The 24,036-nt window shown below is 69.5% G+C and carries 25 protein-coding genes and 1 pseudogene; 9 read left to right on the top strand and 17 right to left on the bottom strand.

The window, feature by feature from the left end; translation table 11 throughout:
* Positions 1-10: 10 nt before the first annotated feature.
* Positions 11-1,831, bottom strand: coding sequence for a glycoside hydrolase family 15 protein (locus OG381_RS44720; RefSeq protein ID WP_327721733.1), 1,821 nt, complete (start codon positions 1,829-1,831; stop codon positions 11-13).
* A gap of 247 nt (positions 1,832-2,078) precedes the next feature.
* On the opposite strand from OG381_RS44720, the gene OG381_RS44715 reads away from it, so the two are divergent.
* Positions 2,079-4,148 carry a SpoIIE family protein phosphatase gene (locus tag OG381_RS44715; RefSeq protein WP_327721732.1) on the top strand — a complete coding sequence of 690 codons (2,070 nt, stop codon included), beginning with the start codon at positions 2,079-2,081 and terminating at the stop codon, positions 4,146-4,148.
* 4 nt (positions 4,149-4,152) lie between these two features.
* Here OG381_RS44715 and OG381_RS44710 read toward each other — a convergent pair whose 3' ends face one another.
* The 4 genes from OG381_RS44710 to OG381_RS44695 all read right to left on the bottom strand — a co-directional run bounded on the left by OG381_RS44710 (position 4,153) and on the right by OG381_RS44695 (position 9,772).
* A complete protein-coding gene (locus OG381_RS44710) occupies positions 4,153-6,834 on the bottom strand; it encodes a LuxR C-terminal-related transcriptional regulator (RefSeq protein WP_327721731.1) in 2,682 nt (893 codons plus the stop codon).
* 72 nt (positions 6,835-6,906) lie between these two features.
* On the bottom strand, positions 6,907-7,752 hold the full coding sequence (locus OG381_RS44705; protein ID WP_327721730.1) for a class II glutamine amidotransferase: 846 nt from the start codon (positions 7,750-7,752) through the stop codon (positions 6,907-6,909).
* A 69-nt stretch (positions 7,753-7,821) separates the two neighbouring features.
* A complete protein-coding gene (locus tag OG381_RS44700) occupies positions 7,822-8,178 on the bottom strand; it encodes a carboxymuconolactone decarboxylase family protein (protein WP_327721729.1) in 357 nt (118 codons plus the stop codon).
* Between the two features lie 781 nt (positions 8,179-8,959).
* A complete protein-coding gene (locus tag OG381_RS44695; protein WP_327721728.1) occupies positions 8,960-9,772 on the bottom strand; it encodes an NAD(P)H-binding protein in 813 nt (270 codons plus the stop codon).
* Positions 9,773-9,857: 85 nt separating this feature from the next.
* Here OG381_RS44695 and OG381_RS44690 point away from each other — a divergent pair, with 85 nt between their 5' ends.
* The 4 genes from OG381_RS44690 (at position 9,858) to OG381_RS44675 (ending at position 11,761) form a co-directional block, all read left to right on the top strand.
* Positions 9,858-10,271 (top strand): winged helix-turn-helix transcriptional regulator, encoded by a 414-nt coding sequence (locus OG381_RS44690; protein WP_327721727.1) that lies wholly within the window; start codon positions 9,858-9,860, stop codon positions 10,269-10,271.
* 326 nt (positions 10,272-10,597) lie between these two features.
* Positions 10,598-11,101 carry a hypothetical protein gene (locus OG381_RS44685; protein ID WP_327721726.1) on the top strand — a complete coding sequence of 168 codons (504 nt, stop codon included), beginning with the start codon at positions 10,598-10,600 and terminating at the stop codon, positions 11,099-11,101.
* A 94-nt stretch (positions 11,102-11,195) separates the two neighbouring features.
* On the top strand, positions 11,196-11,339 hold the full coding sequence (locus OG381_RS44680) for a hypothetical protein (protein ID WP_327721725.1): 144 nt from the start codon (positions 11,196-11,198) through the stop codon (positions 11,337-11,339).
* A 29-nt stretch (positions 11,340-11,368) separates the two neighbouring features.
* Entirely contained in the window at positions 11,369-11,761 is a 393-nt protein-coding gene (locus OG381_RS44675; RefSeq protein WP_327721724.1) for a nuclear transport factor 2 family protein, read from the top strand.
* Between the two features lie 177 nt (positions 11,762-11,938).
* Here the strand turns inward: OG381_RS44675 and OG381_RS44670 are convergent, their stop codons facing one another.
* Together OG381_RS44670 and OG381_RS44665 are read right to left on the bottom strand one after the other, a co-directional pair.
* The gene (locus OG381_RS44670; protein WP_327721723.1) at positions 11,939-12,199 is read right to left on the bottom strand and encodes a hypothetical protein; all 261 of its coding nucleotides are present in this window, start codon (positions 12,197-12,199) and stop codon (positions 11,939-11,941) included.
* Positions 12,200-12,592: 393 nt separating this feature from the next.
* A complete protein-coding gene (locus OG381_RS44665) occupies positions 12,593-13,081 on the bottom strand; it encodes a flavin reductase family protein (RefSeq protein ID WP_327721722.1) in 489 nt (162 codons plus the stop codon).
* Between the two features lie 541 nt (positions 13,082-13,622).
* Between OG381_RS44665 and OG381_RS44660 the strand changes: the two genes are divergently transcribed.
* Positions 13,623-14,261, top strand: a complete 639-nt coding sequence (locus OG381_RS44660; RefSeq protein WP_327721721.1) for a DUF6461 domain-containing protein — start codon at positions 13,623-13,625, stop codon at positions 14,259-14,261.
* A gap of 266 nt (positions 14,262-14,527) precedes the next feature.
* Here OG381_RS44660 and OG381_RS44655 read toward each other — a convergent pair whose 3' ends face one another.
* The 8 genes and pseudogenes from OG381_RS44655 to OG381_RS44625 form a co-directional block, all read right to left on the bottom strand.
* Positions 14,528-14,941, bottom strand: coding sequence for a VOC family protein (locus tag OG381_RS44655; protein WP_327721720.1), 414 nt, complete (start codon positions 14,939-14,941; stop codon positions 14,528-14,530).
* Positions 14,938-15,522, bottom strand: a complete 585-nt coding sequence (locus tag OG381_RS44650; protein ID WP_327721719.1) for a dihydrofolate reductase family protein — start codon at positions 15,520-15,522, stop codon at positions 14,938-14,940. Before OG381_RS44650 ends, OG381_RS44655 begins: the two co-directional genes overlap by 4 nt.
* A 114-nt stretch (positions 15,523-15,636) precedes the next feature.
* Positions 15,637-15,777, bottom strand: a pseudogene (locus OG381_RS49735) (IS256 family transposase); the annotation flags it as partial.
* Between the two features lie 276 nt (positions 15,778-16,053).
* Positions 16,054-16,389 carry a YnfA family protein gene (locus OG381_RS44645; RefSeq protein ID WP_327721718.1) on the bottom strand — a complete coding sequence of 112 codons (336 nt, stop codon included), beginning with the start codon at positions 16,387-16,389 and terminating at the stop codon, positions 16,054-16,056.
* An 11-nt stretch (positions 16,390-16,400) separates the two neighbouring features.
* A complete protein-coding gene (locus tag OG381_RS44640; protein ID WP_327721717.1) occupies positions 16,401-16,715 on the bottom strand; it encodes a hypothetical protein in 315 nt (104 codons plus the stop codon).
* Positions 16,696-17,145, bottom strand: a complete 450-nt coding sequence (locus OG381_RS44635) for a MerR family transcriptional regulator (RefSeq protein WP_327721716.1) — start codon at positions 17,143-17,145, stop codon at positions 16,696-16,698. The genes OG381_RS44640 and OG381_RS44635 overlap by 20 nt, the downstream gene beginning before the upstream one ends.
* Complete coding sequence (locus OG381_RS44630; RefSeq protein ID WP_327721715.1) at positions 17,142-17,483, bottom strand: hypothetical protein; 342 nt, start codon at positions 17,481-17,483, stop codon at positions 17,142-17,144. Before OG381_RS44630 ends, OG381_RS44635 begins: the two co-directional genes overlap by 4 nt.
* Before the next feature lie 139 nt (positions 17,484-17,622).
* Complete coding sequence (locus tag OG381_RS44625; RefSeq protein ID WP_327721714.1) at positions 17,623-18,231, bottom strand: cadmium resistance transporter; 609 nt, start codon at positions 18,229-18,231, stop codon at positions 17,623-17,625.
* Between the two features lie 779 nt (positions 18,232-19,010).
* On the opposite strand from OG381_RS44625, the gene OG381_RS44620 reads away from it, so the two are divergent.
* The gene (locus OG381_RS44620) at positions 19,011-19,463 is read left to right on the top strand and encodes a DUF5707 domain-containing protein (RefSeq protein ID WP_327721713.1); all 453 of its coding nucleotides are present in this window, start codon (positions 19,011-19,013) and stop codon (positions 19,461-19,463) included.
* Between the two features lie 394 nt (positions 19,464-19,857).
* On the opposite strand, the gene OG381_RS44615 is transcribed toward OG381_RS44620, so the two are convergent.
* Positions 19,858-20,202 carry a thioredoxin family protein gene (locus OG381_RS44615; protein WP_327721712.1) on the bottom strand — a complete coding sequence of 115 codons (345 nt, stop codon included), beginning with the start codon at positions 20,200-20,202 and terminating at the stop codon, positions 19,858-19,860.
* 401 nt (positions 20,203-20,603) lie between these two features.
* A complete protein-coding gene (locus OG381_RS44610; protein ID WP_327721711.1) occupies positions 20,604-21,743 on the bottom strand; it encodes a PucR family transcriptional regulator in 1,140 nt (379 codons plus the stop codon).
* Positions 21,744-21,830: 87 nt separating this feature from the next.
* Here OG381_RS44610 and OG381_RS44605 point away from each other — a divergent pair, with 87 nt between their 5' ends.
* Complete coding sequence (locus OG381_RS44605) at positions 21,831-22,886, top strand: ferredoxin reductase (RefSeq protein ID WP_327721710.1); 1,056 nt, start codon at positions 21,831-21,833, stop codon at positions 22,884-22,886.
* 7 nt (positions 22,887-22,893) lie between these two features.
* Positions 22,894-24,030: a fatty acid desaturase family protein gene (locus OG381_RS44600; protein WP_327721709.1), complete on the top strand. Its 1,137-nt coding sequence runs from the start codon at positions 22,894-22,896 to the stop codon at positions 24,028-24,030.
* Positions 24,031-24,036 lie beyond the last annotated feature (6 nt).

Below are 24,036 nucleotides of genomic sequence, written 5' to 3'. Positions count from 1 at the left end.
AAGTGATGCTTCAGCGAGCGGTGTCCATCTGCTCGTCGAGGGAGAGAGCGGCCGTGATCAGCGCGAGGTGGGTGAAAGCCTGCGGGAAGTTGCCGAGTTGCTCTCCCGTGGGCCCTATCTCCTCCGCGAACAGACCGCCGTGATTGGCGTACGTCAGCATCTTGTCGAAGGCGTACCGGGCCTGCCCGAGCCGTCCCGCCCGGGCGAGCGCGTCCACGTGGAGGAAGCTGCACAGCGAGAAGGTGCCCTCGCTGCCGCGCAGGCCGTCCGGGGACGCCTCGGGGTCGTAGCGGTAGACGAGGCTGTCGGAGACGAGCTCCTGGTCCATCGCGTCCAACGTGGACAGCCAGCGCGGATCGTCCGGCGCGATGAATCCGACGGAGGGCATGAGCAGCAGGGACGCGTCGAGGGTGACGTCGTCGTAGTGCTGGACGAAGGCCTGGCGCCCGGGACTCCAGCCTCGCTCCATCACCTGGCGCAGGATGTCGTCCCGTGCCGCGCTCCACCCCGCGATGTCGGCGGGACGGGCGAACTCGCGGGCCATCCGGATGCCCCGGTCGAAGGCCGCCCAGCACATCAGCCGGCTGTAGGTGAAGTCCTTCTGCCCGCCCCGCGTCTCCCAGATTCCCTCGTCGGGCCGGTCCCACGCTTTGACCAGCCAGTCGAGCACACCGGCAAGGGACTGCCAGCCGTCGTACGGCGGGATCTCGCCGGCGTCCTGGACCGCCTGGGACAGGGCGAGGGCCGCCTCTCCGTAGATGTCGAGCTGGAGCTGGCCCGCCGCGCCGTTGCCCACGCGTACCGGTGCCGATCCCCGGTAGCCCTCCAGGTGGTCCAGGACCTCTTCCGGCAGGTTCGGGTCGCCGTCGATCCGGTACATGATCTGCAGGGGTTCACCACTGACCGTACCGTTCGCCTTCAGCCGGTCACCCAGCCAGCTGCGAAAGGCGTGCGCCTCCTCGCGATAGCCGAGCCCGAGCAGCGCACCGACCGACATCGAGCCGTCCCGGACCCACGTGTAGCGGTAGTCCCAGTTGCGTCCGCCGCCGATCTGCTCCGGCAGTCCCATCGTGGGGGCCGCGACGGGTGCTCCGGTGGGTGCGTAAGTGAGCAGTTTGAGTGTGATGGCCGCGCGGTTCACCATGTCCTGCCAGCGTCCCTGGTACCGGCTGCGGCGGACCCACGCGTGCCAGAAGTCCCGGGTCTGCTCGAACAGCGTCACCACGTCCGCCCGGCTCACCGGTGGCTGCGGGGCATCGGGCGAGTCCTCGATCGTCAGGACGACGGCGGCGAAGTCGTCCGGGCCCAGGAACACCTCGCCCTGGGCGTCATCGCCCTCCCCGGTCCATATCACCGGGCCGACGGTCTGCAGCGTGGCCCGGACGGCGGGCCCGTCGAAACGGACGGCGTCCTCGGCGAGATCGAGCCGGTGTCCGGCACGGCCGTAGTCGAAGCGAGGGCGGCACTGAAGGGTGAAGCGGACCCGGCCGCGCGTCACCCGCAGGATGCGGACCAGCCGATGCCGCCCCGCCGCCCGCTCCGGGTTCTCCACCGGCATGAAGTCGACCACCTCACCCACGCCTTCCTCCGCGAGGAACCGCGTCACCAGCACAGCGGTGTCCTGCAGGTACAGCTGGATCGGAGGCCGTGGAGTGTCGGCCCGGATACTGAAGTGGCCGCCGCGGTCGTGGTCGAGCAGCGAGGCGAACACGCTGGGCGAGTCGAACCTGGGCGAGCACAGCCAGTCGACCGTGCCGTCGGAGGAGACCAGTGCGGCGGTCTGCAAGTCGCCGACCATCCCGTGATCGGCGATCGGGGGATAGCGTCGCATGATCGGTGCTCCTTCCGGCGGCACGTGCCGGTCGCCATGGAGCGCCCGGTGTATGCCCACCATGGCCACCTCGGACCGTGCCGGCCTCCCCCGCTGCGGGTGAGTCCTCCCGAGGACTGCCGTCCTGCGGCCACGGCTCGCGCCCGCGGATGCAGGGGCCCGGTGTGCGGGGGACGCTGGAAGACGTCCGGGTGCGCGGCGGCGGCGGGCCGGAGCGAGCGCGCGACGGTATCGGGAGGCGATCTTCATGGCACACGACGCTGCCGGCCGGCTGGCGGCGGAGACGGCCCTTGCGATGCTGGACGCGATGTTCGAGCAGTCACCGATCGGGCTGCATCTGCTGGACACCGCGTTGCGGGTGGTACGGGTCAACACCGCGACTCCCGCGATGCGGGGCCTGGCCGCGGACGAGCTGACCGGGCGCCCGGCCCGAGAGGTCTACGACATGGTCGATGCCGATGTCGAGGCACTGCTGAACGAGGTCCTGGACACCGGCGTGCCGGTGCTGGGACGCATCGTCCGTGCCCGCGTCGACGGAGATCCGCGGGACTACGAGGTGACCGCGCTACGCCTGCACAGTCCGCACGGACCGGTGCTCGGTGTGGCGGTCGCCGTGGTCGACGTCACCGCACGCGAGCGGGCCCGGGCCCGTGCCGACGTGCTCGACGCCGTACGCAGGGGCGTGGGCCTCACGCTGGATCCCACGGTGACCGGCGAGGAGTTCGTGACCGCCGTGGTCCCCGCATTCGCCGATGTCGCGGTCGTGGAGGTGGTGGACGCGGTGATCCGCGGCAACGACCCGCCGCTGGCCCCACTGCCGCCGGGCACACCCCTGATGCGCACCGCGTTCGGCAGCAGCCGCACGCACCCACCCCAGGCCCCTTTGGTGGGGGACGTATGCGGCCTGCCCGTCCCCACGCCCTTCACCCAGGCCCTCGCCGACCTGCGGCCCCGCGTGGTCCCCCTGGATGCCGCCGCCCCGTGGCTGTCCGTCGATCCCGCGCGTGCGGAGACGATCCGCTCGACGCAGGCCCACTCCCTCCTCGTCGTCCCCCTGGCACTGCGCGACGCGGCCCTCGGCCTGGTCAGTCTGTATCGCGCCGGGCAATCGCCCGCCTTCGACCCCGGCGACCAGGAACTGGCCGTCGAACTGGCCGCCCACACGGCCCTGTGCATCGACAACGCGCGCCGCTACTCGCGCGAGCACACCGTCGCGGCAACGGTGCAGCGGCAGTTGCTGCCCCGCCGCCCGGAAACCCACGCCTGGCTCGAGGCCGCCTACCTCTCCCTCACGGGCGCCAACCCCGGCGCCTGGTACGACACGATCGCCCTCTCCAGCGCCCGCACCGCCCTGGTCGTCGGCAACGTGTCCGGACACGGCCTCAACGCCGCCGCGACCATGGGCCAGTTGCGCACCGCCGTACGCTCGTTGGCGACGTTCGACCTGCCCCCCGAGGAACTCTTGGCGCGGATGCACGGCACCGCCGGACAGCTGGCCGCCGAACGCGCCAACCTCCCCCTCGCGGATCCGCTGCGCCGCGAAGCCCTCACCGCCGACTGCGTGTACGCGGTCCACGACCCCCTCACCGGCACCTGCACCCTGGCCGCGGCCGGCGATCTCACCCCACTCGTCGTACGCCCCGACGCCACCGTCGCCGTCCCCGCCACGACGGCCGGGCCTCGCCTGGGCACAGCTCAGGACGCGCCCTTCGCGGCCTGCGAGGTGGAAGTGCCGGACGGCAGCGTGCTCGTCTTCACCAGCGATCCAATTCTCACCTCGTACCTGGCAGAAGTCTCAGGACCGCTGCCCTTGGCGCCCCACCTGCGCGACCGCACGCTCCAGGACCTGTGCGACGCACTCGTGTACGCGCTTCCGGCGGACTTGGGCATCGGCGACGCGGCTGTGCTCGTCGCGCGCACCCGGTCGTTTCCACCCGAGCGATACGCCGCGTGGCAGCTCGACCCCGACCCCGCGGCCGTCGCCGTCGCCCGGCGCCGTACCCGCGAACGGCTCGCCGCGTGGGACGTGGACGACGAGACCGCGGACGACACCCTGCTCATCATCAGCGAGCTCGTCACCAATGCCGTGCGCTACGGCAGCCCGCCCATCGAGCTCCGCCTGATCCTTGACCGCAGCCTGACGTGCGAGGTGCGGGACGCCGGCTCGGCCTCCCCCCATCTGCGGCACGCCGGCGCGGCGGAGGAGGGTGGACGCGGCCTGTTCATCGCCGCCCAGCTCGCCCAGGCATGGGGCACCCGGTACGCGGCCCCGGGCAAAACGATCTGGACCGAGCAGACGCTGCCGCCCGTTCCCTGAACGGTCACAAGAGGCGCAGCTCGCGTGCGCGGCGCACCGCGTCACCCCGCCGGTTCACCGCGAGCTTGCGGAACACGCTCTTGAGGTGAGTCTTCACCGTGTTCACCGACACGTACAGATCAGCGGCGATCTCCTCCGTCGACATCATCCCGGCCAGCCGCTCCAGGACATCCCGCTCGCGTCCGCTCAGCTCCACCGCGACAAGCGGCGAGGACGGCGAATCCGCGCCGGACCGCCCGCCCCGTCGCGCCGGAGCCGGACCGGGCGTGAGCCAGCCCGCTGCCAGCTCGTTCAGAGAGGCCGTCGCCAGAAGGGGCCGGATCCACGCTCCGGCATCGAGGAACGGACGCCTCAGCCGCTCACGCCGGGCGTCGAGGAGCGCCTGGGCCAGGAGTCTGCGGGCGGTGGCGGTGTCTCCCGCCCACTCCGCGGCCTGAGCCCTCACCAGCGCTGCCCGCACCGTCACGGCAGGACCTGTCCCGCCCTGGGCGCGGATGCTGTCGAGCAGGTCGACGGCCGCCTCGGAACGCCCTGCGGCAAGCTGGAGCCCCGCGGCCTCCACCGCGCACGCCGGCTGGTCGACGGACACCTGCTCGAGCACCGCGCCGGCTTCGTCCGGCCGTCCTTCGGCCAGATGGGCGGCGGAGATCACGAGTGCTTCATGGCTTGCCGCCCAAGGTGATGCCACGGCGGTGGAAACGGCCGGGTTCGCCGCCTCGACGGCGGCTCGTACCTTGCCCCTGACCAGCAGCAGACGAGCTGTGACGAGCGCCTGTCCCGCCGTCAGCACCGGATCATGCGCTCCCGAGGGGAGGTCCACCTCGTCGAGGAGGGCCTGGGCCCGGGCCAGTTCATGGCGGTCGACGGCCACGGCGGCCAGGACCAGCCGTTCGATGCCGGATCCGGCCGACCGGGGCAGACCGATCCGCTCCGCCTCGGACATCGCCGCCAGGGCCTTGCGTTCCGCCCGGCCGAGCCAGCCGTTCAGGTAGTCCAGCAGGGCCAGGTGCCCCATCGACTCTTCCCGAGGCAGCCCGGTGCAGGCTCCGTCGTCGGTAGCGGCCACGACGGTCAGGGCAGCGCGCGCGTCATCGAAACGCCCGGCCCACAGGCGCACCGAGCCCAGATGGGTCAGCAGCAGAGCGTGCAGTTCAGGATGCTTGTCCAGGAGGTGCCCGGGGACTTCCCGCAGCAGCTCGTCGGCCGCCGCGGCGGCCTTCTCGGCCTGCGGAGGACACCCGGCGAACCGGGCCGCCAAAGCCTCCAGCAGTGCACAGCTCAGCCGGGCCGCCGCGAGGCTGCCCGGGTCGTCGGCCAGGTGCTCCTCAGCCTGGCGCAGGCGGGCCAGACCGCGGTCGAGGTCACGCCGGGACAGGTCGTGCGCCGCGCGCACGAGGTCCGTCGCAGGACCCCTGGCCTCGGGCCCCATGAGGGAGAACAACTGGGTCAGGTCATCCGAGCGCAGGCCGGTGAAGAGCTGCCCGATCGCCAGGTCGTCGATCAGCGCGCCGGCGGCGAAATTCCAGTCTCCCGCGGCGGCGCCGTGGGCGAGTGTCTCCGTCAGGAAGCCGTGCCGGCGCAGCCATCGCGCGCCCCGCCGGTGCAGTTCCGGCTCGACCCCGGGCAGGCGCACCCGCAGGTGGGCCCGGAGTATCTCCCCGAACAGGGGGTGCAGCTGGTACCACGTATGCCCGAGGTGCTCGACGAAAGCGTTGTCGCGATGCAGCCCGGCGAGGATGGGCTCGGCATCGGCACGCAAGGTCAGGGCGTTGGCCAGGTCCGGGCAGAAACGCTCCAGGACGCTCACCCGCATCAGAAGGTCCTGCGTTTCGTCCGGCTGTCCTTTGAGAACCTCGGCCAGCAGGAAATCCGCGACCGTACTGCGGTCCGCTTCGAACTCCTTCAGGTAGAGCTCCGGGTCGGCGCTCTCCCGAGCAGCCAGAGCGGACAGGCGCAGGCCGGCGGCCCAGCCTCGCAGTCGGTCCACCAGAGCCCCTGCGGCGTGGAGCGGAAGGCTCAGACCGTGCAGATCCAGCAGGGCGACGGCCTCCTCGGCGGTGAAGGCCAGCTCAGCGCCGCGGATCTCCGTCAGCTCGCCGGCCGCGCGGTAGCGGTGCAGCGGAAGCAGCGGCTCGGTGCGGGTGACAAGGACGAGGTGCAGGCCGCCCCCCGCGTGGTGCAGGACGAACTCCAGCTGCTCCGCGACCTCCGGGGCGGTCACGCGGTCGTATTCGTCGAGCACCAGGACCAGGGGCCGGTTGCGGTCGTTCAGCTCGGCGGCGAGGGCCGCCAGCAGCTTTTGGTCCACCCCGGCCGCGTCCGCGGGGGTCCCGACCGCCTCGGACACCGGTGCACCGCAGGCGCGCAGTGCCTGAAGGACGTAAGCCCAGAAGACCCCCGGTCGCCGGTCCCCGACTTCGACGGTGAGCCAGGCGACCGGCGGGCGCAGTCCGGCAGCCCAGTCGGCGACCAGCAGGGTTTTACCGGCTCCGGCCGCACCGTTGACCAGTGTCAGCGGCGTCCGCAGAGCCTGGTCGAGGTGCTGGACCAGTCGCTGCCGGCGAAGGAACGTCGCGGGCCTGGCGGGGAGGGCGAGCCGGGTGCGCAGGAGCGGGTTTCCGAGGGGATCGGCGCACTGAACGGCCGGAACAGTCGGCCCTTGCACGTTGTCGTGGGTCCCGGCCATCAAGCTCACCACCCTTCCGCCCACGGTCTCGCCACCGGGTCGATGGCCCGTTCACCGGCCTGCTGGTCAGCTTCAGGCCGGTGCGCCTTGCAGGGAGGGCCGGAAGGCATGGAGCGCGTCTCCGCCTGGCTGAATGATGCCGAAACTGCTCTCCGGCACCTCGTTCCAGGCGCCGGAGAGGGCGCCCAGCGGTTCGGAGACGACCAGGCGCGTGTCGTCGGAGATGTCCCGCAGGAACGCGGCATCAGGGTGGAGCGCACGCAGGGCGTCCACCTTGGTGCTGAAGTACAACGACCGCGAGCGGCCCTCGCTGGAGTAGCGAAAGGCCCATACACGTTCCCCGTCGGCCACGGCGAGGGTCATCTGCAGCGGGTGACGGATGCCGTGCGCGTGCCCCACCTTCTCGACCAGGGCGGCCATACGCGCCACGGCATCGGGAGGGTTCTCCGCCAGGCCGAACGTGAGGGCCAGGAAGAACATCACCTCGGAGTCGGTGGAACCCTCGATCTCGGGATACAGGGCCGGGTCGACGGCCAGAGCGAGATCACGCCGGAACAGGTGGAACCCGCTGATCGCCCCGTTGTGCATCCACATCCAGCGACCGTGGCGGAAGGGGTGGCAGTTGGTCTGCTGCACGGCGGTCCCGGTCGAAGCCCTGACGTGCGCGAAGAACAGGCCCGAGCGGACGTGGTGGGCGACCTCGGACAGATTGCGGTTGCTCCAAGCCGGACCGATCTCCCGCAGCACTGCCGGAGTGTCCGTGTCCCGCGCGTACCAGCCGACGCCGAAACCGTCGCCGTTGGTCGTCTCCACCCCCATACGGGAGTGCAGGCTCTGGTCGATCAAGGAGTGTTCCGGCTTGAACAGGACTTGGCTGAGAAGGACGGGCGTACCGGAGTAGGCGATCCAGCGGCACATGTCGGCTCCCCCGTTTCTTGTATCGGAGGTATCGAGTGATGGTTCATCGAGACAGAGCGAGAGAGCAGGTCAGGGCTTGCTCCGGGTCTGGGCTTCCGTCTCGGCCATCGACTGGGCCTCGGCCTCGGCCAGCGCGATGGTGATGCCGAGTGCCTCGGTGATGTGCGTCGCGGCCGACATGACGCGTGCGGTGCCGACGACTGGCGCGATGGCGACGAGAACGTCCTGCAATTCCTCGGGGGTCAGGTCGGCCTTGAGGGCAGGGTCGACATACGCGAGGTAGGAGATGGCCGGGGCGTCCATGGCCGCGAGCGCGGCGAGGCGGGTGAGAATGAACGTTTTCTCGTCCAGGCCGCAGCGCTCGATCGAGTCGACCGTCATGGCTACGAGCGTGTCGAGAACGGGAGTGTCTGACTGCATGGCCATCCCGAGGCCGCCTTCCGGTGGTGTTCGGAGCCGACACACTCCTCGTTCCTCAGCCACGGGGCCCCTCCCGCGCCAGCCGTTTACTCATCCACGGTAGGAGCGGCGAGAGCCAACCGCATGTCGGACCGAACAGACGCTCGCAGCCTTCCTGCGCCGGGCCACAGCCTTGGAGCGCGTTCTCTTCCGCACCCAGTGTGCGGATTCCGCTGGTCAGGTACGGGATCGAGGCCGCCGCGTAAGGCACGTGGCAGCGGTGCTCCGGCGTTGATCGGTCGGTCTGCGCAGGCAGCGCTGACTTTGTCGGGTGCGCTCCTGCGCAGCTGGGAGGACCGCTTCGGCGCCAGGTCGTCGCGGTGTTGACGCGGGACATCGAGATCGCGGCGAAGGCTGTCCCCGCCACCTGCGCGGCGATCCTGCGATGGGACCTGGGCGACTCAGGGATGCGCGGGCGCGCCGGTGGCTGCGGTCCCCACGCGGACGCCCACCTGGGGCCCATAGGTACGAGGCCCGCCCAACCGTTTCGCGTCGTGGAGAGTGGCCGGCCACCGGAGACGAAGCGGCCCCACCACCTGCGCACCGTGGTGACGCTGGCCTTCGGCTCACGTGCGATCGCGGAGTTGACCGGACCGTCGGCCGCCGCGGGGACGTTCTTCGCCCGCAGCGCCTGCCGCAGACGCGCTCGCGCCGGCTCGGCAAGTTTCAGCACCACTGCCGCCGGAGCCGCCTTGGTGGCACAAGGCATGGGACTTTCCGTTGGCCGCGCGGCTCCTAGCTCCGGGGACTACGCAAGGGCCGCTGCGAGCGGGGAACGGGGCTCGCGGCCCAGCAGTTGGCGCAGGTCACCGCCGGTGCGGCACAGGAATCCGGCGGCGATGGCGGAGTAGGTGCCCACGAGCATCGGCACCTGGAACGGCTCGGCGCCGGAAGCGGAGAGGCGGGAGCGGGCCTGGGCAAGTGTCTCCGGCTCGTAGGCGACGTGCGGCCCGTGGGCGTGCGCCAGATCAGTGCCGCCGATGGCCTGCTCACCGACGAGTTCATAGATACGCCCCGCATGAGCGGCAGCGTCCACCGTCACCCGTACCGCCGCATCGGCCAGATCCGCGCGTGCCACGGCCGCCAGTCGGCCCTCGTCGAGCGGGGCAGTGATCCGCCCGTCCTCCGACGGCGACGCCAGCCAGGCCAACAACTCGGCGTAGAGGCCATTGCGCAGGATCGTCCAGCCCATGGTGCTCTGCTGGAGACGACGCTCGGTCCAGCGGTGCGGCAGAGCATAGGGAAGGTGGTCGCCATCGGCGGTCAAGCTCGTATAGACGACATGCCCCACACCGGCCTCCTGGGCCGCCTCGATGGCATTGCCGTGCCGGGCTATGACGGTGTCGTCCTCGCCGTAGCCTGCCGAGACCATCAGCAGTACATCCACGCCCTGGAAGCCCGTGATCAGCGTGTCGGGGGCGTCGAAGTCGATGCGGCGGACAGGCAGCGGAGCCTTGAATCGCTGAGGTTCGCGCGTTCCAAGGACGGTGTCGTCGCGGTCGGCCAGCCGTTCGGCGATCAGTGCGCCCAGGGCGCCCGTGGCTCCAGTGACCAGGATCATGAAGGTCTTCCCGTTCCGGTAGGTTCTCTGCGGTAACCGGGATCATCCTGCGGGTTTGCGTCAGGGCACGTAAGGAGGCACTTCAATGTCAGTGGGGCACACAGAGGTAACCACCGAGCCCGTCGTCAGCTGCGGCGACGAGCACGAGGACTGCGGGATCCGCGAGGTGCTCGACCGGATCGGGGACAAGTGGTCGGTCCTGGTGGTGGTCGAACTGGCCCAGGGCGTACGCCGTTTCCGGCAGCTTCAACGCGCCGTACCCGGTATCTCACAGCGGATGCTGACGCTCACCGTGCGTCGGCTGGAACGGGACGGGCTTGTCAGCCGGACCGTGTATCCGACCGTGCCTCCGCAGGTCGAGTACGAGCTCACAGCGATGGGCCACAGCCTCACGCATCTGGTGAAAGCCCTCGCCGACTGGTCGTCAGAACACCGCGGCGTCATCGCTCGATCACGCCAGGAATGGGATGCCGAACATCCCGACTCCGGAATCCGCTGATCAAACGGCCCAGCTACCGGCTGAGAAACCGCCTCAACGCCATCGAGCAAGAGAACGACGTGGCCTGACCGGCTGCGACCAAGACAACGGGTCCTCTCCCGGTGGGATGAAGGCGTCGGCGCCCTCGTCCTTCCAATGCAGCTGCCATCCTCCGCCAGGCACCGCGGCCACGAGCTGATCGGCTCGCTCCAGGTGAGAGAAGTCCTCTCGTAACCGTCACCGGACGCAGGGGCCACGCTTGGGATCGACGACCAGGGCCGTCACGGACGCCAGCCACAATGGATGTTGACGGAGCCCACGTGAGTCCGACGAGGGGGAAGCGGCGCATGGGTAGTCCCTTGAAGCGGGTCTCGGTGACCCACTGGAACGAACTCCGTGACGCACAGCAGGCGCCGGCTGGAACCATCCCCCCTCTGTTGTCCCGGATCGCGTACGCCGATGAGGACACCGCACGTCTTGCCGTGGACGAACTAGCGGACGCCGTCTGCGCGTTGGGCTTCGTAGTCGGCGAGGCGACCGCTCCAACGGTTCCGTTCCTCCTCGAACTGGCCGGAGCCCCGCATGTGCCCTGCAAGGCCGAGGTGTTGGACCTGCTGGGAAGCATCTGCCGGGCCGAGCAATGGCACTCCGCCGCTGCTGCGGCGAGGGACAGCAAGTACTACACGAGCTACAGGGAGCAACCCGGCTGGGAGGCGGCTGCCAGGGCAGCAGTAACCGCAGGCCGGCCAGTCATCGAAAGTCTTGCCGCATCCGTGCGGCCGGAGGTGGCGGCTCCTGCTCGCGAGCTTCTGCGGGTCATGGACGAGGTTCCGCCATTTCCACAGCTCTGAGCGGTCATTGAGGGACAGCCTCAGGCTCCGCAGCTCCGTCTTGTGCGCGATCTCCATGGTGGCCGGCTGGGGAGGATCGCCAGTCCATGAATATGTGCTCCTCTCCCGCCCCTGCCGCTACTCCCCCATAGTCGAGACCGCCGGGTACGCCCGGCCGCCGCGGCGAAGGAGCGGACCGGCCGAGGACACCGGCGCCTATGACCAGGTGCTCGGCATGCTGAGCGACGCCGAGGCCTGATCCAGCAACGCCCAAAATGGAGAGCCGACGTGAAACCCACGAATGACGACATCGTCGAAATCAGCGGGGCCTTGGCGCTGTGGGCGCACATCATGGACGACCCCGAACTGGACCGTCTCGGCGAATGCCTCACCGAAGACGCGGTGTGGGACGGCAGCGTCTTCGGCGGCGACCCGGTCGTCGGGCTGGACGCGATCGCCGCCTTCGTGAACGCCCCCGGACATGCGAAGGCCCACCACACGACGAACATCGTCGTGTCGGAAGGCCCGGGCGACGAAGCGCGGGCCCGATCCAAAGGCCTGAGTCTGTTGGAGGGCGGCGGTATCGCCAGCGTCGTCTACGCCGACGACCTGCGACGCACCGATGATGGGTGGCGCATTTCCCGGCGGGTCATCCACCTCACTTGGCCACAACGCTTCTAGGAGGCCCCTGAAGATCGCTAGCTGAGCGTGGTGGCCTTGGAACAGGCCCGGCCAAGCGCCGGTCTCACAACCGGCTGGGCTGGGCATCTTCTTGTCGGCGTCGGCCGTCGTGCCGCCGAGGGTGGCGGCGTTCGAGGGAGGCCTCTCACGGGCCACCCCGTCAGCCGCCGTCCCGCCTCACATGGAAATTGCGCGATTCAGGCGGACAAGGTATTCCGCGTCTGGTTGCACGCCGGCCCCGAAGCGTTCCTGGACCACCGCGAGCTCGAGGTCGCGCAGCTTCGGTGATCGCGCCGCGTCGGCCGTCGCCAGTGCGTCCGGCAGCTCCTGACGGGTGAGATCCGTGCAGTAGGCGGGTGTGCCGGGCTGCTGCCGCCACGATTCCGCGAGCGGCCCCGCATCGAAGGCGTCGAACCCGGTGTCCTCGACGAGTGCCATGGCCAGGTCGCGTTCTCGCGGGCTGTAGGCCGCGGCGGGGAGTGCGATGCGGTCCGCGCTTCCCGCCGGCTTGTTCCTGTGCGCGAACGAATCGACTCCGATCGAGTTCCACGCCTTGGCGATGGGCCGGCCCAGGACTTGTCTCCCTCATCGTGGACGGCCGCGCCGCCGAAGCCGCCCAGCTGATGCGGGGCCACATCACCCACAGCCTCACCGCCACCGCCATCAGCGCCCTCGAAGACCGCGAGGGCGTTCGCGTGACGTGACGCGCGGCGACCGGCGCCGTCGTGATGCGGGGCGGAGGACTGAGGGAAATGCGTGAGCTGGGGCATTTCCTGACAGCCTCGACTCCGGCGGCAGACTGCGGCGACAGTAGCCCGGCCGGAGTGCCGCTCAGTTCGCTGGGTGGCCTGGAGTGATGTCGTGCGTGTCGTTCAACGTCAGCACGGGAGTGTGGCTGCTCGTGAGTCTGTCCGCCTCCTCCGGGGCGAGCAGAAGACCGGTGTGGTCGCCGCCGTCGATCCGGTTCTCCACGCGCCCGACAAACCAGGCGGGAGCCTCGTCCAGGATCGGTAGGCCGCCCGGTCCTGCGTGCCACGAGACCTCGGTGAACTTGTCGGTGTGGTCGCCGGTCTCACCGCCGAAGAGCCGGGCCAGCCTGCCCTGGTCACGGCGCAGAAGATGGACCGCGAGTCGGTCGGCGCGCTCGGCCACCCGGTAGGTCCGGTTGGCTTTGGACAGCCAGACCATGAACCGGGCGGGCTGAATCGAGCACTGCGAAGCGAATCCGACCAGGCATCCGGCCTTTTCCCCGTCGGCCTCCACGGTCACGACGTACATCGGGTAGTCGAGCAGGTCGGTGAAAGGATCGAGATCGGTCACGGTATGCGGCTCCCGCCTCAAGAGATCGGATATGGGTCAAGCATTCACCACTACCGTGCCCCGCACCGCTGCGGTGAGCCGGCGTTCCGCCGATCTCCTCGGCCACCGCCGGAACCACGACGTCCAGGCTGGCCAGGGGCACGCGCCGGTAATACGCCGGCGCAGGGATCCCTGCGCCCAGGAGGTCAGCCCGTGCCGCCCCTCCCCGCGCCGTGTCAGGCGATCGCCGACCGCGCCGAGGCTCTTGAAGACCAACCGAGCGGAGCGCAGAGGGATGTGGCTGGCTCGACGAGCCGAAGGACGAGCCGGGCCCGGGCTCCGGGGAGAAGGGCCGGATCGGTCGGCGGATCAACAAGGTGCGGCCGGCTATCCGGGATGTCCAGCGGGAACTCGCCGCATGCGTCGCATCACGGCGATGCCGCTCCAGGAGCTCACAGAGCAGCGTGGACCCCGGGTCCGCCCCGAGATGTCAGTGGCGAGCGTTAGGTTCTGCTCGTGAGGGCTCCGCCATCTCGGCGGACCGCCATGCGGGGGGGGCGCCTTGGCGGACCGAGGGCATGAACAGAACGGGCTGCGCTGGATAACCGACGCCTATCCCGACAGCTTTGCGCTCACCCTCAGCGAGGGGCTCTCGCCGCAGGAGCTGCTGCGCAACGTCGGCGCCGAGGAGGAGCATGTTGTTCCGTTGACCCGCTCCGCGGCACTCGAGTTGCTGATCAGGGACGCGGAGGACCACATCAGTGACCTCGACTTCCTGGACTGGGAAGACGAAACGGCGATTGCCCGGCTGACGGACGGGGGCTTTCTGCCCGCCCCGCCGGACACGATCGTCCGGGCGGGCGCGGTGCCGGGTTGGGCGTATGCGCTGGAGGAATTCCACTGCCGTACGGGGGCCCACCTCGCGGCGCTGTCCCGGCGAGGGCGGGCATGGACCATCCACCGCAACGCCAAGGGCTTCAGCTGTATCGACTATGCCCTCCAAGGCGAGTTGGTGACCTCGTTCGAGCCCGGCCTGCCACACCTCACACACGGGACACCAGCCGAAGCGGCGCTCGGCTTCGTCCACACCGGACACGAGCCGGGCGACGTAGCCTTCCTGCGTTTCCTGGAGGACGAACTGGGCCTCTGGCTCCCCTGGGAAGAGACGGAAGCAGAACTGCCCGCAGCCGCATTCACCTGACGCCACGGTCATGTCCCCGAACGTGGTGTACGTCGAGGTTGCCGAGGCACGCTGGGCTGAGAGTGGTTCTCCAAGGGACGCCGTACGACAAAGCGACGTTCGGTGAGCAGGTCCAGAAGGAGAGCCGGGCGTTCGGTCGCCGGTGTGTCTGGCGGCACGACGAAGTCGGGGGCGTGTGGGGGCGGTTCGGTCCCGGTATCCCGGTCCCCCATCACGAAGCGAAGGCCGACGAACCGGTGCCGCCCGAGGAGAAGGAAAGGCGGGCCTCAGGCGAAGTCTGCTGCGGTGATGCCGTCGGGATGGCCGGACGGCCACTCCACCAACTCGATCCGGTAACCGTCCGGGTCCGTGAGCCACGACGTCTTCGGGCCGTGGGGGCCGCCCGGGTACTGAAGGGGTTCGGGCGCCAGGCCGGCTTCGGTCAGCGCCTCCAGGGTGACGGTAAGCCTCTCCACCTGGATCGCGAGGTGGTCGAAACCGCTGCCCACGTCGACCGGTCCATCGCCGGGCCGGTGGACCAGTTCGAGCGAGGCCGCCGGTTCGTCGGGGAACTTGAGGATCACGAGGCGAGCCCCGTCGCCGACCTCGACCCTGCCCAATTCGGCGTAGCCCAAGGCGGTGTAGAAACCGAGCGAGCGGTCCAGGTCGGTAACACGGTAAGAGACGAAGAGCGTCTTCACGCGCCCTCCTCGGATCGACGCACCCGGTAGCGGAGATGCGTTACGTCTCGGTCCTCGAGCCGTCGGACAAGGTCGAGTTCGATGTGATCGCTGCCCAGGTGGTCGAACAGCCGTCGGCCGTTCCCGAGGAGGACCGGAACCAGGTGGATCTCCATCTCGTCCAACTGCCCGACTCGGAGCAGTGCTTGGGCTGCCCCCGCCCCGTGGACCATGACCGGCCGGTCCCCTGCGGCCGCGCGAGCCTGACGGGCGCAGTCCTCGACATCGGTGACGAACCGCGCGTGGCCGGGCGGCACGTCCCCGTCATCCACCTGGTGGGTGAGGACGAAGATCGGCACGCCGTCGTGGTGGTCGCCCTGCCAGCGCCGGGCGAGTTCGAAGGTCCGACGGCCGGAGATCACCGCGCCGGTCGCCAGCGCTTCGCCGTAGACCTGGCCGCTCGGACCGTCGGACTCCCGGTCGTCGAGCCAGTTGAACAGCCGTCCACCGTCGCGTCCGAGCTCCTGCCCTGGCCGATCGTCCGGGCCGGCGATATAGCCGTCGAGCGACATCGACATGTACAGCCGAATCGGATTCTTCACCCTTGCCTCCATCTCTCCTCGTCATAAGGAAGACTTCAGACAGTCGGCAAACTCATCGGCCGACGCGTCGACCTGTTGCAGGGTTGAGGGGGCATGCCCCGCAGATCAAGTCGTTCAGGTGGCGTGGCTCTCGGAACGTCCGACGAGGTGGCCGCGCTCGAAGCGGGCCCCTGAACGGGCCAGGGCGACGGAGTGGGGTGCGTTCACGCCCCGCAACCGCTGCTGGGCAGACCCGACAAGCGCAAGGACCACGGCCCGCCGACGCCCGCACCAGGTGCTATCGCAATACAGCCGTCCGCACGATCAGTGCGATCACCACTGGCTGGTCACCGGCCGGAGTGCCGGCCAGCCAGCGTTCGTACCAGCCGCGCACGTTGCTCGACGGAAGCTCGCAGTCCGGGTATGAAGCCGTGCCGTCCAGGGTTCTCGCAACAATGTGCACCACGCCGCAGTCCGTGAACACTCCCTCCACCAAGAGCACCCTGAACCAGGGAAACAGCACCCCTGACCGCTGGAGTACGTTCTGAGCGATCAGTGGCTGCGGGGCGCGTACATGATCACAGCCATGCCGGCGAGGCAGATCAGCGCGCCGATGACGTCGAAGCGGTCGGGGCGGTAACCGTCGGCGGCCATCCCCCAGGCGATCGACCCGGCGACGAAGTTGCCGCCGTACGCGGCGAGGATCCGCCCGAAGTTGTCGTCGCTCTGGAAGGTCGCGACGACGCCGTAGAGCCCGGGGGCGATCACTCCGGCGCCGATCCAGATCCAGCCTTTGTGCTCGCGGATGCCCTGCCGCACCAGCCAGGCCCCGCCGATCTCGAACAGGGCGGCGACAGCGAACAGGGCAACGGAACGGGCGACAGTCACAGCAGCTGCCCCTACCGAGGGACCGTGTCGGTGATCGTCATCGGGTCCTTGGACATCTGGCAGGCGCATCCCCCCTCACCTGCGGTATTCGGCGCGCAGGTGCAGGGGCGACGGTGTCGGCCGAGCCACCAGGATCCGCCGGCGAGCACGACCAGCACGACGGCGAGGACGGGCAGCCAGCCCACCACCGCCCCGGCGCCGGCCCCGACGACACCCGCCGTGATCAGGACAGGCAGCGCGCAGCACGCCACGCAGGCCAGGGCCGCCAGGCCCCCGAGCGCCTTCGGGGCGCGGTGGGGACGGGGGTCAGCAGCAGGGTCCGGCATGCCGGTTCTCCTCGGCGAGGTCGGTGAAGGGAATGGGGCAGCAGGCACTGGACGCACACAAGGTGAGGTCGTCGCAGCCCGCTTCCACGGCGGCGGACAGGGCGGTGCGGATGGTGGTCAGGTCTGCGATCCTCGCGTCGACCTCGGCGAGCTTCGCGGCCGCGCGCTGCTGGAGGCCCGCGACCGGGCGGCCGTGGCGGTGGCGCCCCGTTTCCAGCAATTCGGCGACCTCCTCCAGCGTGAAGCCCAGGCGCTGGGCGGCCTTGATCACCCGCAGCGCGGTCACCGTCTCACCCTCGTACAGACGGTGACCGCCAGGGCTGCGCTCGGGTTCCTCCAGCAGGCCACGCCGCTCGTAGTAGCGCAGGGTCTGAATGTTCACCCCGGCCGCCCGGGCGACTTGCCCGCTGCGCAGGAGATCGCCACTCACCGCGCCACTCCCCCACCGGCGGCGCCCGCCCGGGCCGCCAGGGCGTCCAACACCGGCGCGTGCACCTCGTCCACCGAGATGTCCAGCAGCAGGTGCCCGGTGTCCACAGTGACGGTGAAGGTGAAGAACGAGCAGCAGCCGCTCTCCTTGTCCGCCAGGTCACGGACCTGTCCTTCGACGCTGGTGTCAGTGCCGAGGTCCAGTCGCAGCCGCCCCGGCCCGGGCCGGGAAACCTCCCTGAGCCGCCCGGCGAACAGCCCGTCCCACTGCGCCACCCGCAAGGGCCGCTCCTCGGTGGGCAGGGCGCAGGACTGCGGAACCCAGTCCGAGTCAGTCATCGCGCTTGCTCCTGACGTCACGTCCCCCGCTGGGAACACTTCCGACGGTAAACCTGTACCTGGGTACAGGTTGCAAGCCCTGCCACAGCCCGCCCCGGCATGTCGGCGAGCCGGCCTGCGCCCGGCGAGGTGATGCTCCTCAGCCGTCCAGGCCGAACGCACCGCCCTCGATGAGGATCAGCAGTCCGATGGCGATGAGTACCAGCGGAAGCAGGATGTGGCCCCATCGGCTGAGGGCTCTTGCAATGACCGGTCGGGTGGCGAAGTACCTGCCGGTGAAGCACCACACACCGACCAGCCCGAGGAACACAATCACGTACACACTCATGCCGCCGACGCCGGCGGTGGCGAAGACCGGAACGTAGACGCCGATGTTGTCGCCGCCGTTGGCGAAGGTGACCGCAGTGACCTCCCATGGGCCGGGGCCGCCCTCCGCCACCTGATCGTCGTCGCCGTCTTCACCGCCGCGCCGCCTCTTCCACACCTGCCAGGCCGCCTTGAGCCCGAGAACGAGCGGCAACAAACCGAGGTAAGGGACAGCGGACTCGGGCAGGAAAGTGGCTCCGAATGCCGCGGCGACGGCAACGGCAACGATCGCGGCGAAGCCGAGGTACTGCCCGAGCACGATCCGCCGGGTGGAGCCACGGGTCCCGGCGCCCTGGGCGAAGAACAGGGAGAGCACCACGATGTCGTCGATGTTGGTGACGGCGAAAAGCCCGGCCGCCTGACCGACGATGCCCAGATCCAACCGTGGCCCACCCCTCTTGTCGATACGTCCCGGTGACGGTACCGGGCGCAGCCGGATGTCCGATCGGCAGGCCGCCAGTCCGAGCAAAGCCGTGCGAACGGCGGGACCGTGCGCTGGGCGAGTCCGTCCCTTACGCCCACGGCCGGCACCCCGCAGGCTTCAACGGCACGGCACAAAAGGGCTGTTGCACCAACGCGCACCTGACGCTCGGCAAAGCGGGCGGCGGTAACGGGCAGCGAACCCTTTCCCGAGAGGCTGCTGGATCACCAGGTTGCCGCGATGCGCGAGGGTCGGTACGTGAGCATGGGACCGGCTCGACGGGGTAGATGGACGGCGCTGGACGGGGAAGGACCGTGACCTGGGGAGGTCAAACGGTCCTTCCCCGTTCTCACGACTGCCAGCGATCCGCGCGCCGCCAAGTCCGTCCCGCGGAACGCCACGACGTCCCCACGACTGCGGACTGTCACGTGGCGGGCAAGACCTCGGCCACGCGCCTTCCAGAATGCAAGCGCCTCATCGCCGACCGCGAGCAGAGACGCACGCATCCCACGCCGAGCAAAGTCGCCCGTATTCGCAGCTGTACGGCGTCGGCCCACACTCCAACCGATCCGCAGAACGTGCCTGCCGCAACGACACCCAGCGGTCCGGACTGGCCCTACTCAGACCGGAGTTGAGTACGTCCGCCCATACCCCACGCCCGCCGCGCGGCCAGGATTGGGGCAACGGCGCAGCACAGAGCGCCGGTTAACCGCACCGGATATCGAATAGGGGAATTCCTCATGTCTCGACGTGTCGTCCTGTCCGTGACCGCAGGTGTCGCCGTCCTCGCAGGCGCCGGAGCGTACGCCCTCGCCTACGCCGGCGAACAGCCTCCCGCCATAGCCCACAGCACCGCCCACTACACCACCCCCACCGAAGACCACAGCGGCTCCCTGACCTTCACCACCGACGTCACAGCCTCCTCCGGCATCAAGGACGTCAAGGTCCTGGCCTGGCCCGCCAACTCCTCCTTCGCCAAGAACGGGCTGACCGCCAAGGACATGGCCGCCGTCGAGTCGGCCCACTGCAAGCCCTCCGGCGCAGACACCGTGCACTGCACCTACAAGGTCCCCGTCACCCCCGACGAAGCCAACACCTCCCCGCACGGTCGGTGGCACATCGCCGTCCTGGCCACCGCCAAGGACGGCGACACCACACTGGACACCAAGGCCGCCGACTTCACCGTCGACTGATCCCAACCCGGAGAATGTAGGACCTGGCCTTGCACCGTAGAGAGGCTTCCGCGGGGCAGGCATATGGGTGATTCAGCTTCTTCGTAGGGGCGACCTGCTCCAGCCGCGAGGGCTGGAAGCGTGGATACGGCGTCGTCGGGCCCACCAGTCGGCCAGCGCGCGGTCGCCATCGCACTCCAACTGCACCGCCCACCCCGCGGGCAGCGCCGGGTCGTTGACCGGTACAGCCCTTCCACCATCACAGCCGCATCCCGGCACGCCGTCCCACAGACAGCCGACGACTTCCCTCGGCACCCGAGCGACCGCATTCGCGATCGGTGCCCCAGCCTCAAGGTGTCTCAGGGCGGCGCAGCTCCCCCGGTCGAGACGAGACGTGAGGGGCGGTTGCGGCCGCTCAGAAATGGTCGTCCAGGAACTTCCGTACCTCGGCGGTGGTCATGGGCCCCGTGGCGTGCGCCACCGCCTCGCCCTCCTTCACCAGGACGCAGGACGGGGCTCCGGTGATCCCGTATCGCTCGGTTGCGGCCGGACAACGCGTGATGTCGGCGCGGACAGCCGTCAGGCGACCCGCGTATTCGTCAGCGACGCCGCCCACGACGAGGTCCATCACCCGGCAGGGCTCGATGGCCTTGGGCCATGTCCCGGTGAAGTAGGCGAGGACCGGGACTTTGCTCACCCTGAGGATGAAATCGAACTCCGCGTCCTCACGGGGTCGGTGAACCCGCTCCCGCTGTGCCATGCAAGCTCCTGCCCTCATGTTCCGTCATTCCCTCCCCATCATCCCTCGCACGGTGTGCCAGGCCGGCACGGTCGGTCGTCCGGCTGACCTGCCGGAGGCGAAGCGCGGGGCCGCGGCAGAACCAGGTGGTCACCAGAGGCGAGCGGCCCGGCCCTCGGCCCTTGGTGACCCGGCCCGGCCGCCACGCGGTCACCCCGATGCAGCGCGCCGCGCGCCCGTGGGGCAGCTCCTACCGGGACAGCGTCCTCCACGACGACATGAAGGTCGTCCACCGGATCCAGCCGAGGCGTATCCGCCACCGCGGTTCCCAAAGACAGCGCCCCCAATGGGCTTCCCTGGGAAGCGAGACACGCTTCCTGGACCGCCCACGGACGCGCGGTCATGCACAGTCGGCGTACGCGTCAGCTGACCCCCAGACCGACCGCCAGCGTCAGTTCAAGGACCCGGTGCGGCGATGCGAGATCCGGAAACAGCTCCCGCACCTGCGACATCCGGTACCGGACCGTCTGGGGATGGACGAACAGCGCCGCCGCCACCTCCTCCCGCCTGCCCTGATGCAGCAGCCACGCCCGCAACGTCTCCTCCAGCCGCCGTGCGGTCGCGGCAGGCAGGGTCCGCAGCGGTGCGAGGGCGCGGGCACGCAGGTCTGCGAAGGCGTCCGCGTCGGCGCTCAGCACCAGCTCGGGCAGGTGATCCTCGGTGTCGCGGATGTCAGCGGAGAGCAGACGCGCGCGTACGGCTCGCGCGTAGGAGGCGGACGCACGCGTCCAAGGTCGGGATGGGCCGACCACGGCGCTGCGGTCGGTCAGCTGCCGTAGGAGATGTGATCGGTCGGCGTCGGGGACGAGCAGCACACCGGTGGCATCCGGCAGATCGTCGAGGACGAGGGTGTTCGGGTCGAGCGCACGGTAGGCGGGCCGGGCCTGGGCGGCGGGCAGCAGGACCGCGGTCAGCGAAACCGGAGGCTGCCACCCGGCCCGTTGGACGGAGGCCAGCAGTACGTCCGGGCTCGCGCCGGCGAGGAGGTCGCGGGCCAGGTGTTCCAGGTGGCGTTCCTGGTCCCTGCCCCGGGCGGCCAGTTCGTCGGCGTGGCCTGCGGCGCTCGCGGCGGAGAGCTCGTCGATGTAGGCGAAGGTCAGCTCGGCGAACTTGGCGACCTCGGCGGCGGGCAGGCCCGCGGGTACGGCACCCGCTGCCAGACATCGCCAGGCCACGCGGGCGCCGACGCGGTAGGCGCTGAGCAGGGCGTCCATCGAACGGCCGTCGCGCACTTCGCCGCGGCCCAGTTCGTAGGCCGCGTCACCGGCGTCGCCGCCGGTCGCGTTCCCGCTCGCGAGGTCCAGGTAGTGTCCCAGGGCGGTGCGGACGGCTCGGCGGATGGTGGCGCCCATGTGGCCCGACAGGGCGTTGGCGTAGGGAGGGACCTCGTCGATGATCGCCTGGACCACTTCGTCGGCGGTGCTCTTCAGCGCGGCCCGAAGTGCGGTGACCGTCGTCTCGTCCAGGGCCAGTTCGCTGGCTCTTTGGGTTGCGTGGCTCACGTTTCTATTCCCTGCGAACAATTCAGTCAGCCAGATTTACGTCCTACGGTCAGGACTTTACGCCTTGAGGCGCAGCAAGCTGGAGTCATGACGAGTACAGCTCTGCGCAGCAGGGCGTGGAAACTGCTGGAGATGGTCACGACGCCGTTGCTGCCGTCGGACTACCTCGACCTGGTCAGTCCGCTGCGTGCGGGCGCTGACCTGCGTGGGCGCATCGAGGCCGTGCACCCCGAGACGGGTGACGCCGCGACGATCGTGATCAGGCCGGGACGAGGCTGGCGCGGCCACACGGCCGGTCAGTACGTGCGGATCGGGGTCGACGTCGACGGGGTCCGCCTGTGGCGTGCCTACTCCCTCACCTCGCCGACCAATCGCCAGGACGGCCGCGTCACGATCACCGTGAAGGCGATCCCGGACGGCAAGGTCAGCAACCACCTGGTCCGCAGAGCGAAGCCAGGCACGCTGATCCACCTCGACCACCCGACCGGCGACTTCGTGCTGCCGAAGACCAAGCCCGCCAAGGTGCTCTACCTGACGGCCGGCAGCGGCATCACGCCCGTGATGGGGATGCTGCGCGACACCGAGTTCGACGACGTGGTCATGGTCCACTGCGCGCCACAGCCGCACGACGTGATCTTCCGCAAGGAACTGCACGACCTGGTCGCGGACAAGAAGCTGCAGCTCACCGAGGTGCACACCGACACCGACGGCATCCTCGACATCGCCCGTCTCGACGAACTCGTGCCCGACTGGGCCGAGCGCGAGACCTGGGCCTGCGGGCCCGCGGGCCTGCTCGACGCCGCAGAAAAGCACTGGAGCGAGCACGGCGTCCCCGAGCGTCTGCACATCGAACGTTTCCGTCCCAGCATCGTCGTCACCGGTGACGGCGGCGAGGTCACGTTCAGCACCACCGGCAAGACCGTCGACGCGGACGGCGCCACGCCGTTGCTGGACGTCGGCGAGGGGGCCGGTGTGCTCATGCCCTCCGGGTGCCGCATGGGCATCTGCTTCGGCTGCGTCACACCGCTCAAGGCGGGCGCGGTCCGCGACCTGCGCACCGGCGAGATCACCGAGGCCGAACCGGGCGTCCTCATCCAGACCTGCGTGTCCGCCGCGGCGGGCCCCTGCGACATCGAACGGTAGGAGCACCGTGACCGCCATCGACCCCACCGCCCACCTGACCGCGGAGCAGATCGAAGAGCTCGGCCGCGAGCTGGACGCGATCCGCGACGAGGTGATCGCCGACCGCGGCGAGAAAGACGCCGCCTACATCCGTAAGGTCATCTCGGCGCAGCGCACGCTCGAGCTGGTCAGCAGGGGCGTACTGCTGTTCTCGATCTTCCCGCCCGCGTGGGTGCTCGGCACCGCCGGACTGTCCGTGGCCAAGATCATGGACAACATGGAGATCGGCCACAACATCCTGCACGGCCAGTGGGACTGGATGCGGGACCCGAAGATCCACTCCACCACCTGGGAATGGGATCACGTCTCGCCGGCCGACCAGTGGAAGCACTCGCACAACGAGCTGCACCACACGTACACCAACGTGATCGGCAAGGACAACGACCTCGGCTACGGCATCATGCGCGTCGACGAGGACCAGAAGTGGCACCCCTTCCACCTCGGCCAGCCGCTGTGGAACTTCCTCAACGCCTGCTTCTTCGAGTACGGCATCGCCGCGTACGACCTGGAGCTCGGCAAGAACCTGAACAAGCGCCGCCGCAAGAACCCGGAGTTCCGCGCGCGGGCCAAGGCCGTGGGCCGCAAGATCCGCAAGCAGGTCCTCAAGGATTACGTCATCCACCCGCTGCTGTCGGGCCCCTCGTTCCTCCCCACGCTCGCCGCCACGTTCACCGCGAACCTGGTCCGCAACGTCTGGTCCCACTCGGTGATCATGTGCGGGCACTTCCCCGAGGGCGTACAGGTCTTCGAGCGGCGCTCCATCAAGGGCGAGACGCGCGGCCAGTGGTACCTGCGCCAGATGATGGGCTCGGCGAACATCAGCGGCAGCAAGGCCATGCACTTCATGACCGGCAACCTCTCGCACCAGATCGAGCACCACCTGTTCCCGGACCTGCCCAGCAACCGGTACGCCGAGGTCGCGGTGAAGGTACGCGCACTGTTCGAGAAGTACGAGCTGGACTACGTCACCGGCCCGCTGCCCAAGCAGGTGTTCTCCGCGTGGCACAGGGTCGTCCGGCTCTCCCTGCCGAACAAGCCGAGCAAGCCGAACGAGAAGCCCACGGTCCCGGCACTGGAACGCGAGCCGGAACTCGTCGCCGTCTGATTCCCG

The sequence above is a fragment of the Streptomyces sp. NBC_00490 genome (genome assembly GCF_036013645.1).
GTDB classification, from domain to species: Bacteria; Actinomycetota; Actinomycetes; order Streptomycetales; family Streptomycetaceae; genus Streptomyces; species Streptomyces canus_F.
This window is presented reverse-complemented; position numbering and strand designations above follow the sequence as displayed.